The sequence below is a fragment of the Frankia tisae genome (genome assembly GCF_025403405.1).
Lineage (GTDB): Bacteria > Actinomycetota > Actinomycetes > Frankiales > Frankiaceae > Frankia > Frankia tisai.
Genome location: NZ_JANEZT010000225.1, coordinates 1 through 11143, shown reverse-complemented (window position 1 = coordinate 11143; position 11143 = coordinate 1). Strand labels below are relative to the sequence as shown.

The 11143-nt window shown below is 74.7% G+C and carries 6 protein-coding genes; 3 read left to right on the top strand and 3 right to left on the bottom strand.

Translation table 11 applies throughout. From position 1 onward, the window contains the following. Window positions 1–1294: dihydrolipoyl dehydrogenase family protein (locus NBZ85_RS20070; protein ID WP_261562397.1), on the bottom strand; the 1294-nt coding region annotated here is incomplete at its 3' end. A 204-nt stretch (window positions 1295–1498) separates the two neighbouring features. Here NBZ85_RS20070 and gnd point away from each other — a divergent pair. Then, a complete protein-coding gene (gnd, locus tag NBZ85_RS20065; protein ID WP_261558645.1) occupies window positions 1499–2524 on the top strand; it encodes a phosphogluconate dehydrogenase (NAD(+)-dependent, decarboxylating) in 1026 nt (341 codons plus the stop codon). Window positions 2525–2571: 47 nt separating this feature from the next. On the opposite strand, the gene NBZ85_RS20060 is transcribed toward gnd, so the two are convergent. Further along, a complete protein-coding gene (locus NBZ85_RS20060) occupies window positions 2572–3435 on the bottom strand; it encodes a L,D-transpeptidase family protein (RefSeq protein WP_261558644.1) in 864 nt (287 codons plus the stop codon). A 709-nt stretch (window positions 3436–4144) separates the two neighbouring features. Between NBZ85_RS20060 and NBZ85_RS20055 the strand changes: the two genes are divergently transcribed. Then, a complete protein-coding gene (locus tag NBZ85_RS20055; RefSeq protein ID WP_261562396.1) occupies window positions 4145–7450 on the top strand; it encodes an ATP-binding protein in 3306 nt (1101 codons plus the stop codon). Between the two features lie 12 nt (window positions 7451–7462). Here the strand turns inward: NBZ85_RS20055 and NBZ85_RS20050 are convergent, their stop codons facing one another. Further along, a complete protein-coding gene (locus NBZ85_RS20050; protein ID WP_261562394.1) occupies window positions 7463–8443 on the bottom strand; it encodes a hypothetical protein in 981 nt (326 codons plus the stop codon). Between the two features lie 530 nt (window positions 8444–8973). On the opposite strand from NBZ85_RS20050, the gene NBZ85_RS20045 reads away from it, so the two are divergent. Beyond that, window positions 8974–11143: hypothetical protein (locus tag NBZ85_RS20045; RefSeq protein WP_261562393.1), on the top strand; the 2170-nt coding region annotated here is incomplete at its 3' end.

Here is an 11143-nt window from a genome sequence, read left to right as displayed (position 1 = left end):
TCGCGACGCTGACCGCCCGCACCGCCAGGCCCGCCTCCCGCGCCGCCCGCTCGGTGAGCCCGACCGCGCTGACCTGGGGATCGGTGAAGGTCACCCGCGGGACGGCGAAGTGGTCCGCCACATCGCGGGCAGGCTCGCCGGCGGCGTCGCGGCGACCGGTGATGACGTCGGCGACGATCCGCGCCTGGTACTTGCCCATGTGGGTGAGCAGGGCGCGGCCGCAGACGTCGCCGACCGCGTACAGCCAGTCGTCGCTCACCCCGACCGCCAGGAGACGGTCGTCGACGTCGATGAACTTCCCGGGTGGCAACCCGACGGCCGCCAGCCCCAGGTCCCCGGTCGCCGGGGTGCGCCCGACCGCCACCAGAACCTCGTCCGCCACGACCGTGTCGCCCGCGGACTCCGGCCCCGCCGGACCGTCCTGCGTGCCCGCCGGACCGTCCTGAGTCGCCGCCGGACCGTCCTGAGTCGCCGCGGGGCCGTCCTGAGTCGCCGCGGGGCCGGCCAAGGTGATAGTCACCGGGCCGCGTGGCGCCGCGGCGCCGTCGCGGCGCCGATGCACCTCGACGGCCCGGGTACCGAGCCGCACCGCGATGCCGTCCGCCTCGAACGCCGCCCGGACCTCCTCCCCGGCGAACTCCTCCTCCCGGGCGAGCAGCCGGGGCGAGCCCTCGGCGACGGTGACCTCCGCGCTGCCGAGCCGGCGGAACGCCTGGGCGAGCTCCGCCCCGACGGCACCGCCGCCGAGCACCACCAGGCGCCGCGGCACCGAGGTGGCGGCGGTCGCCGAACGATTGTCCCAGGGATCGGCGTCGACGAGCCCCGGGATCGGCGGGACCGTCGCCCGGCTGCCCGTGGCCACGACCACCGCGCGCGACGCGGTCAGCACCCGGCGGTCGCCGTCGGCGGCGGTGACCTCGACGTGGCGCGGCCGCCCGGTCAGCCGGCCGGTTCCGCGGACGAGCCGCACGCCCTTGGCGGTCAGCCACGGCACCTGGGAGTCGTCCGAAAAGCCGCCGACCAGCGAGTCGCGTCGCGCGAACGCCGCCGCAGCGTCCAGCGATCCGGTGACCGCCGCCGCGGCGCCCGGCACGCGGCGCGCCGCGGCGAGCACCTCCCCCGGCCGGATGAGGGTCTTACTCGGGATGCAGCCCCAGTAGCTGCACTCGCCGCCGACGAGCTCCCGTTCGACGATGGTCACGGCGAGCCCCGCGTCGGCGCACCGGCCGGCGACGTTTTCCCCAGCGGGTCCCGCGCCGATCACAATCACATCCACAGCTGCGTCCTGGTCCACGCCCGTGCCTCCCCACCGACCCCGCCGTACCGTACGCGCCAGGGCGGTGACGAGAAGCACCTGGCCCGAACGGACGGCGCGCCGCCCACAGCCGGGAGGCGCGGGGTGTCAAGGGAACAATGGCGGGAGCGCGAAGCTAGGACCCGGTGCGCGGCGTAGCCGCCTCGCCTCGGGCCACCGTGACGAAACGAGCGGGGAGACAAGATGCAGCTCGGGATGGTCGGCCTCGGCCGGATGGGCGCCAACCTGGTGCGCCGGCTGATCCGCGACGGCCACGAGTGCGTGGTCTACGACGTCAACGCCGAGGCCATCAAGGCCCTGGAGGCCGAGGGTGCCACGGGGGCGCGGACGCTCGCCGAGTTCGCCGCGGCCCTGCGTCCCCCGCGGACAGCCTGGATCATGGTGCCGGCCGGGTTGACCGGGCAGACCGTCGATGCGGTCGCCGAGCACTGCGCGCCGGACGACATCATCATCGATGGCGGCAACTCGTACTACCGCGATGACATCAGCAAGGCGAAGGAACTCGCCACGAAGGGCATTCATTACGTCGATGTCGGCACCTCCGGCGGGGTGTTCGGCCTGGAGCGCGGCTACTGCCTGATGATCGGCGGCGAGCCGGCGGCCGTGGCCCGGTTGGAGCCGCTGTTCGACACGATCGCCCCCGGCGTCGGCACGATTCCCCGCACGCCCGGCCGTGACGGCGAGCCGGTCCAGGCCGAGAAGGGCTACCTGTATTGCGGGCCGAACGGCGCCGGACACTTCGTCAAGATGGTCCACAATGGCATCGAGTACGGCATGATGGCCGCCTTCGCGGAGGGTCTCGCCATTCTCGACAAGGCGAACATCGGCCGGGAGGCCCTGGAGCACAACGCCGAGACGGCCCCGCTGGGCGACCCGCAGTTCTACCAGTACGACTTCGACACCGCCGCGATCGCGGAGGTGTGGCGGCGCGGCAGCGTCGTCAGCTCCTGGCTGCTCGATCTCACCGCCGCCGCGTTGCAGGAGGATCCCGAACTCGCCGAGTTCAGCGGCCGGGTCTCCGACTCGGGTGAGGGCCGTTGGACGGTGCTCGCGGCGGTGGAGGAGGGCGTGCCCGCGCACGTGCTGACCGCCTCCCTGTACGAGCGGTTCAGCTCGCGCGGGGAGAGCCTGTTCGCGGACAAGCTGCTTTCGGCGATGCGCAAGCAGTTCGGCGGCCACGCGGAGCAGCACGCCCCGAAGGCCGGCTGAGCTCGGCCCGGCCCGGCCCGGCCCGGCGGCCCGGCGGCCCGGTCGGGTCAGGTATCGGCGGCGAGATCGGCCACGTCACCCATGGCGATCATGGGGTGGGCGGTGGGCTTCAGCCAGCGCAGGATGGACGTCAGCGCGTCCTGCTCGACGGCGACGCAGCCCCGGGTCGGCGACTTGTGGTCGACGTGCAGCCAGATGTCGCCGCCGACCTGGTCGCCCATCGGCCGGGTCGGGTCAGACGGGGGACGTCCGGGCAGCCGGTTGTAGTCGATGGCGACGACGTAGTTGAACGCCTCGGCCATCGGCTGCCCCTGCGGGGCCGCCGTCCGGTAGAACGCCGGCCGGTACTCGTAGGGCAGGCCGGTGCCCGGATCGGGCAGCTTGCCGCCGGCCGCCGTCAGGCTGAACACGCCGATCGGGCTGCGCAGATCGCCCTCCCGGTGGGCGAAGGTCCACCCGTTGGCGCCGTTGCGCCCGGTCAGCGGGGCACCGAACGGCTCCCAGGGGGCGTCCGGGTTCGCGCGCTGCCACAGGGTCACGTTGTTGGTGTTCGCCTCCCGGTCGGCGCCGCTCGCGACGATCACCTGGAGCGCGTCCCGGGGGATCCGCGCCGCCATCACCGATCCGATGCCGGGGACGGTGCCCGGGGCCCCGGTCGCGGCGTCCGCGCCATCGACCCGATTCGGCCGCAGCGGCTCCGCGCCCGCAGCCCGTGTGGCGGGCCCGGACGCGCCGACGACGACCGACGCCGACGGCCTGGAGTCCCCGCCGGAACCGCTGAAGTGGACGGCGCTCGCAGCGCCCACGACCAGAGTCACGCCGACGGCCGCGATGCCGACGGCGACCGACCGGCCCCGCGCGGAGCCCGCGCGGGGCCGGATCCAGTGAGGCCTGCTGCGGTGATCGGCCATGTCTGCGGCCTCCGGAACGACACCGCGGGCGGGGCGGCGTCGCGCTGTCGAGTGCCGACGCTCCCGGCGGCGACCGCGCCCACGCCACCGGGGTGCGACCACGGCGCACCGGTCACGACGATACGGATCGCCTCCTGCGCTTCGACGGGGTACCCCAGTGGACTGCCCACGCCATCCAGCCACAACACGCGAACGCTGGGTGACATCCGGGAATGCCTCCCCGGACTAATCCGCATCATTCGCCACGCACTCCTCGTCACCCCTTCACCCGGCACGACCCGAACCTGCCCGAAACGCGCACATCGGACCAGAACACCGCAACAACGAACACGATCCGGATTTATTTCCACGCAGAGGGTAATAAATTTCCGCACCGGATGCGCTGATCGGTCGTCCGCAGGCAGGCCGGCTGCATCGGGGCCAGGAGAGGTCCGGCGAGGATGAACGCACGGTCGGCTGCCGACCCCAGCCCATCCAGCGCCCCCCGCGGCCGCGACGAGGGTTGGATCACGCCCGACCGGGTTACGCCTGTCACCGGCCTGCGCGGCGCCGGGACGCGAGATGCGCAGAGTCGATTGCGGTACGTTCTGTTCCATCCGCGGCGACAAAGCGTGCACACCGCACCGCAATGCGCTCACCGCACCGCAGTCGGCCGCCACCGACCCGGCCCGCCACCGCTCGGGCCCCCACTGAATCAGGCCCGACGACTGTGCTCGACGGCTTCCAGTTCCACCGCATCCTGACCACCCCACGGCGCCCCGAGGGGACCGATCGTCCCGACCCCGTCCCGCCCGCGCTGTTCGCCGCGCTGGTGGGGGCGCACGCCGAGCTGACCTCGCTTGACGCCGGACCGGCCGCGCCGGGCATCGCCGTCGCCTGGCTACGCGGGCCGGGCGAGTCCCACATCCGTTTCCTTGCCGGCGGCCGGCCCTACTTCCCGCCAAGTGCCGTCCCGGCCGCCGTGACCGTGGCCGTGGCGATGACACCAGACCCGGCCTTCCCGGCGAGTGCGGCCTTCCCAGCGGCTCCCGTGCTCCCCGTGCTCCCCGAGCTGGACGCCGACGGGTGGCTGGACCGTGCGGGCGCGGGGCTGCCAACGCTCCCGCCGTTCCCCGGGCCGCCCGGACCTGGTCTCCCCCGGCCCGCAGCGGCGCCGCGGACGGCGGCGGTGGCACCGCTGCTCTACCCGCCCGGGTCGACGGCCGCGACGCTGCCACCCGGCACCGTCCTCGACGATCTCGCCCGTTTCCCGTTCTGGCTACGCTGCGGCGGAGCCCCGGACGCCCTGTGGGCACCCGGACCAGGCGGGGAGGGCGGCGCCCGACCTCCGGCCGGCGCGCGGCGCGGCTCGTTCGACGACTACGCCGCCCACCTCGTCGGCCCGTTCGCCTGGCTGGTGGTGGCCTGGCCGGTGCCGCCGCGCCGCCTCGCCGAGGAACGCGACGCCCTCGCCCGGTCCATCCCCGCGCTGCGCCTGCGCGAGCACGACCAGGATGCCCGGCTCGACCTGGAACGCGCCGAGCGCCGCCACCGGGAACTCGGTCGCGCCGCGGCCAGCGGGATGTGGGACGTCGAGATCCTCGTCGGCGGGGCCAGCAGGGCCGGCGCGTTCTCCCTGGCAGCGTTGCTGTGCAGCTCCAGCGACCTCGACGAGCTCCCCTACACGCTGCGCCCGCTGGGCCCCGCGACGTCGTTCGGCGGCGCCTGGACGCCGCGCCCAGCGGGTCCCGCCGACGGGGCTGAGCGAAGCCCGTTCCGGGCCGGCGCCGAGCTGCTCGCGGCGCTGGCCCGCCCGCCCAGCCGGGAACTTCCGGGCATCACACTCGTCACCCCGCACACATTCGACGTGACGCCGGAGGGCCCGGACGGCAGCGGGCCCGCGGACCCACGCGGCGCGCCCGGGGCGGTGCGGCTCGGCGACGTCCTCGATGCCGGCTGGTCGCCGGCCGGCGCGCTCGCCGTCCCGCGGTCCACGCTCAACCGGCATGCGTTCGTCTGCGGCGCCACCGGCTCCGGGAAGTCGCAGACCGTGCGGTCGCTGCTGGAGTCGCTGGCCCGCGCACCGGCGCCGGTGCCGTGGCTGGTGCTGGAGCCCGCGAAGGCGGAGTACGCGCGGATGGCGGGCCGGCTGGCAGATCTCGCCGGGCGGCCCGGCGAGGTACTCGTCATCCGACCAGGCCGGCTCGACGCGGCGCCGGCGTCACTGAACCCGTTGGAGCCGGAGGCCGGCTTCCCGTTGCAGAGCCATCTCGACCTTGTCCGCGCGCTGTTCCTCGCCGCCTTCGAGGCGCACGAGCCGTTCCCCCAGGTCCTCGCCCGCGCGCTCACCGTGTGCTACCGGGACCTGGGTTGGAACCTGGTGCTCGACCGGCCCGAGCCACCGCATCGGCCGCGGTTCCGCGTCAGCGGGCCGGGCGCGGATCCGCCGGTCGAGGCGCGCCGGCGCTACCCAACCCTCGGTGACCTGCAACGAACCGCCGCCAGGGTGGTGGAGAACATCGGCTATGGGGCGGAAGTCACCGCCGACGTCCGCGGGTTCGTCGACGTGCGCATCGGCAGCCTGCGGGAGGGCAGCCCCGGCCGGTTCTTCGAGGGCGGCCATCCCATCGACATCGGCGCGCTGCTGACCCGCAACGTCGTCATCGAGCTCGAGGACATCACCAGCGACCAGGACAAGGCGTTCCTGCTCGGGGCGGTTCTCATCCGCATCGTCGAGCACCTGCGGGTTCGCTTCGGGGCCGCGGGCGCCGGCGGGCTGCGGCACGTCCTCGTCGTCGAGGAGGCGCACCGGCTGCTCAAGAACGTCACCGACGGGCCGGCGGCGGCCGCGGTCGAGCTGTTCGCCTCCCTGCTCGCCGAGATCCGCGCCTACGGCGAGGGCCTCGTCGTCGTCGAGCAGATCCCGGCGAAGATCCTGCCCGACACCATCAAGAACACCGCGCTGAAGGTGATGCACCGGCTGCCGGCCGCCGATGACCGGGAGGCCGTCGGCGCCACGATGAACCTGCGCCCGGAGCAGTCCGAGGCCGTCGTGGCGCTGCCGGCCGGGGTGGCCGCCGTCAGCCTGGACGGCATGGACCGCCCGGTGCTGGCCCGGATGGTCGCCGGCGACGCCCGGGAGTCACCACACCTCGCCCGCTACGACCGGGTCCCGCTGGCCGGCCGGCGCAGTCTGCACTGCGGCGCCGCGTGCGCCGTCGGGCGGGCCTGCACGCTGGAGGAGACGGAGACGGCCGCCCTCGCCGCCGGAGATGCCCGGCTGGTGCTCTGGGTCGAGGCGGTCGCGGCCCATCAGGTGATGGGCTTCGCCCACGTGCTGGGCGTGGCGCCGTTCACCCCTTCGCCGGGGCTGCGGGCGATGCTGGCCGCGCAGCCGCCGCGGCGGCTCGACTGCCTGCTCGCGCACGCCACCGACCGGGCCACCGACGCCCGCGCCCGGCTGCTGCGCCCGTCGGTCGATCCGGACGAGTTCGCCGCCGCGTTGCACGCCACGCTGCGCCGGCTGCTCGTCGGCGACCCCGACGGCCTCGGCGACCCCGACCGCCCAGGCGGCCCAGGCGGCCCAGGCGATGTGGATGCGTGCTGGGACTCCCGGCGGTTCACCGCGGGTGTTTACCGCTGGCAGGATGTCCGGCTGGCCCTCGCCGAGACCGTCCGCCGGCAGGGCCCGGACGCGGGCCCCCACCCGCACACGTCGTCCTGGCACGATCGCGGCCTGGCCGTCACCGGCAGCACCATCGGCGAGCAGCTCGCCTGGCTGCGCGGCAGCCCGGTCTATGCGGGCGGTGAGGACCAGGTCAGCGTCGGCGACGTGACGGCGAGCGGGCTGGTCGACGCGGTACGGGAGCTCGCCGGCGGGACGAATGCCGGGGCCGTCGCGATCGCGCTGGAGCGCGCCTGCGCCGGACCCGGTCTGGCGGACCTGGTCGACCAGATCGCCAACCTCGTCGAGACGGCCGCGGGCAGGCCGCTGGCCGGGCCCGAGGCCCCGGGGCCGGCCGCGGCCGGCCGGTGAGATCGCGCCAGGTCAGGTCGCGGGGAAGTCGAGCGGCGGGACCGGCACGCTGGTGGCGGTCCCGCCGGCCACGTCGAACAGGGTGAGCTCGTACGTCGTGTACTCGATCGACCTCGACAGGTTCCGGGTCGTGAAGGTCACGCCGTCGTCGAACTTGTTGAACTCGCAGTTGCGGGTGAACCGGGCGGCGTCGGTGTCCCAGTCCTCGCCGAGGGTGTAGTAAACGTCGAACTTGCCGTTGGGCACCCCGTCGACCGTCGCGCTGCTGCCGCCTCGGATGAAGATGTTGCGCACCCGCGCACCGCCCTCGGTCAGTTTGACCACGGCGTCCTGGGACGGCGGTGCCTTGACGGTCAACTTCCCGTAGCCGCCACGCCGGCCGGGGCCGATGCTGCCGTTGTCCGGCCGCCGGGTCTGGTCCGGCTGGCCGGTCGGCAGGAACGCCCCGACCCGGTACGGGTTGGCCGGGTCCGCCGCCGCGAGCGCCGCGACGGCGAGCCGGGTCAGGTGCGCGCCGTTGCCGGCCGACACGCGTCGCCCGCCCGAGCTGCCGGTGCACAGCGTTTGCTTGTCGGCCTCGCCCTGCAGAGTGTCGAGTTCCGTGCCGAGGGCGAGCAACGCGGCGACGAACTGCCCGTGCGCGGCACGCGCCCGCACTGGCGGGTCGGTGTTCTCCAGCGTCGTGCGCTGGGTCGTCAGGTCCGTCGCGGCCGTGCGCAGCGCCTTGGACAGGTCGGGCGGCGTCTGGGCGCCCGATACCGCTCCCAGGTCCGGGGTGAGCGCCGTGTCCAGAGCGGTCAGAACCTGCTGGTAGGCCGCTGGGGTGACGCCCGTCGGCGTGGGTGGCGGGCTCGGTGACGGCGCGGGCGCGAACGTGCTGGAGGAGACGGCGGGCGCGCCTGCCGCATCGTCCCCACCGCAGGCGGCCGCCGCCCACAGCAATGCCAACGCGGCGAGGCCCGTCCCGAGAACCCGCCGACCGTTTCGCACCATCAGCCATCTCCCCCATCCCACTCACATCGCGCAGTCCTGCGCCGGTTCCCCGCCATCCACCTGGTAGGCAGCCATCCCGGCCGCCAGGCGTCCTGTCCACCCGTCCGGTTCGGTGCGGGCGGGAAGGGCCTGATCCCAGGCGAGCGTAGGAGAATTCGCCGCCGCGCCGGCCCGCAACAGCGCGGTCCCGCGGGCGGCCGGCGCGGGCTCGGCCGGCCCCGGAGAGGCCGGCCTGCGGGAACGGCTCCGGCCGGCGGTGGGCCTGTCGGAAAACAGACAGGCCGAAGGCCGGCGGATCGCCGGCTGCGGCACGCCGTCCCGGGCCGGTGCGGGCGCCCTGGCGAAGCATCGGGCCGCCACGACAGCGAGCGGCAGAACGCGACAGAGCGGACACACGGCGCCATACTGGAGACGGAGGGATCTGGCCTCGCCACGGGGCGTGCTCGCCAGCAACGGCGGTGCGGCGGGCCGGGCGGTGTGCAGGCTGGCGGGCCAGGTCCGGCGGTGACGTGACTGGCGGGGGGCCAACGATGGGGGGCGCAGCCCTGACGGCGGCGGAAGCCCAGCTGATCCAGGGACTGTTCGTCCCCCGGGAACGCTGGGGATGGGAGTTTGTCGACGGCGGACCGCCGGCGCCAAGCCCGCTCGCCGACGAACCCCCTACCTGGGCGGAACCCGCGCTGCCCGACCTGACCGAGCTGTCCGCCCAGCGTGACCGGGCGATCCGGTCGCTGTGGACGCGACTGCTCGTGCCCGTCGCCTTCGTCGCCTTCGGGGTGCTGCTCGCCGACGAGGGCGGGCTGTTCTTCGTGCCGGCCGGGTTCGCCCTCGCCCTGCTCGCCGGCCTGCCCCCGCTGGCGCGCCACCGCCGCCTGGTCCGCGCCCGGCGCCGGGCGCGGACGGCGACGGCGACGGCCCGCGCCGAGCACGAGCAGGCGGTGGCCTCCTGGCGGGCCGAGGTCGACGCGCACAACCATGCCGACGAGCGGCGCCGGGAAGATGCCAGCGCCTTCTTTCCCATCGTGACGCCGGCCGCGACACCGCGGGTCGACGTCTTCGGCGGCGACGGCAACGGCTGGGCCAGTCTGTTGGCCACCGCCGGCTGCTCGGTGCTCACCAGCGGCACCGGCATCCTGCTCGTCGACCTGAGCGAGCGGACGGTCGGCGGCGGGTTGGCGCGGCTGGCCGGGCAGGCCCGCTGGCCGGTCGAATCCTGGGACCTGCCCCGCCAGCTCGACGAGGTCGCGCTGCTCGACGAGCTCGGCCCGCGGGAGACCGGCGAGCTCGTGGCGGACGCCTTCGGCCCGACCCGCGAGGGTGAGCAGGACCATCACCGCCGGGCGCTGCATGCCGACCTGGTGAGCACGGTCGGTCAGGTCCTCGGCGAGCGGCTGACCTTCCGCCGGCTCGCCGAGGGCCTGCGCGTGCTGGAAGGTCTCGACGACGGCACTGCGGCCGCGGCGTTGTCGACAGCCGAGGCCGGTGCGCTTGTCAGCCGGATGAACGCCTTCGGCCGCGGCGAGCGGATCCCCGACGAGCTGCGCTACCTGCGCTCGTCACTGGAGGCCCTCTGCCCGCCGGGCGCCGCGGTCACGGCCACCGCCCGGGACCGGTCGGCGATCACCGGTGTGCCCGGCGCGGGCGGCCTGCGGCGGCTGGCCACGTGGTGGCCGGTCCAGGGGCTGCGGGTGATGGCAACCTCCAGCCGCGCGTCATCGACGCATCACAAGGAGCTCGCCGACCGGCTCGTCATCCAGGCGGTACTCCACCAGCTCCGCCGCCGCGAGCTCGCCCCCGCCCCCGGACGCGACATGCTGGTCGTCGCCGGAGCGGACCATCTCGGCCGACCCACACTGGGGGGCCTGGCCCGGCACGCCGAAATCGCCGGGGTGCGCCTCGTGCTGCTCTTCGAACGGCTCACCGACGACGCCGAACGGGTCCTGGGCAGCCAGGGCGGCTCGACGATCATCATGCGGCTCGGCAACGGCAAGGACGCGACGACGGCGGCGGAATTCATCGGCCGCGGCCACACGTTCGTCATGTCCCAGGTGACCACGCAGGTCGGGCGGAGCTTCACGACGGGCGACAGCGACAGTGTCGGCTCCTCCGACGGCACCTCCGACACCACGGGCACCAGCGGCGGTTCCGGCCGGACCTACGACGGCACCCGCCTGCTGCCCTGGTTGCAGAACACCTCGACGAACACCGGCTGGCAGGAATCCGTGACGACGTCACGCTCGCAGACCTGGCAGCGCACGACGAACACCTCGGTCAGCGACTCGACGAACGACGGCAGCACCACGCAGCGGGTGTACGAGTTCCTCATCGAGCCGACCACCGTGCAGACCCTGCCGACCACCGCCTTCCTGCTGGTCAGCCCGGTCGACGGGCCGGGACGAGTGACACCGGGCGACTGCAACCCCGGCACCGTGCTACTGCCCCGGGTCTCGCCGTTCGACCGCCGGTCGGCGGCCCGAGCCGGCTCGGGGACTCCGGGGCCGGCTGTCCGGGCGCCGGGCTCCGTCCCCCTCGCCGTACCGCCCGTGCCGTCCGCACAGCTCCCGCTCGCAGGGCCGGCAGGCCGGCCGGCCGGGGCTTGGCCGCGTCCAGTCGAGACCACCGCGCCCGGCAGCAGCTACCTGACCCGTACGGTCGCCGCGGAGGAGCTGGCCTACCGGCTGCCCCCGCCGCACCCACGGC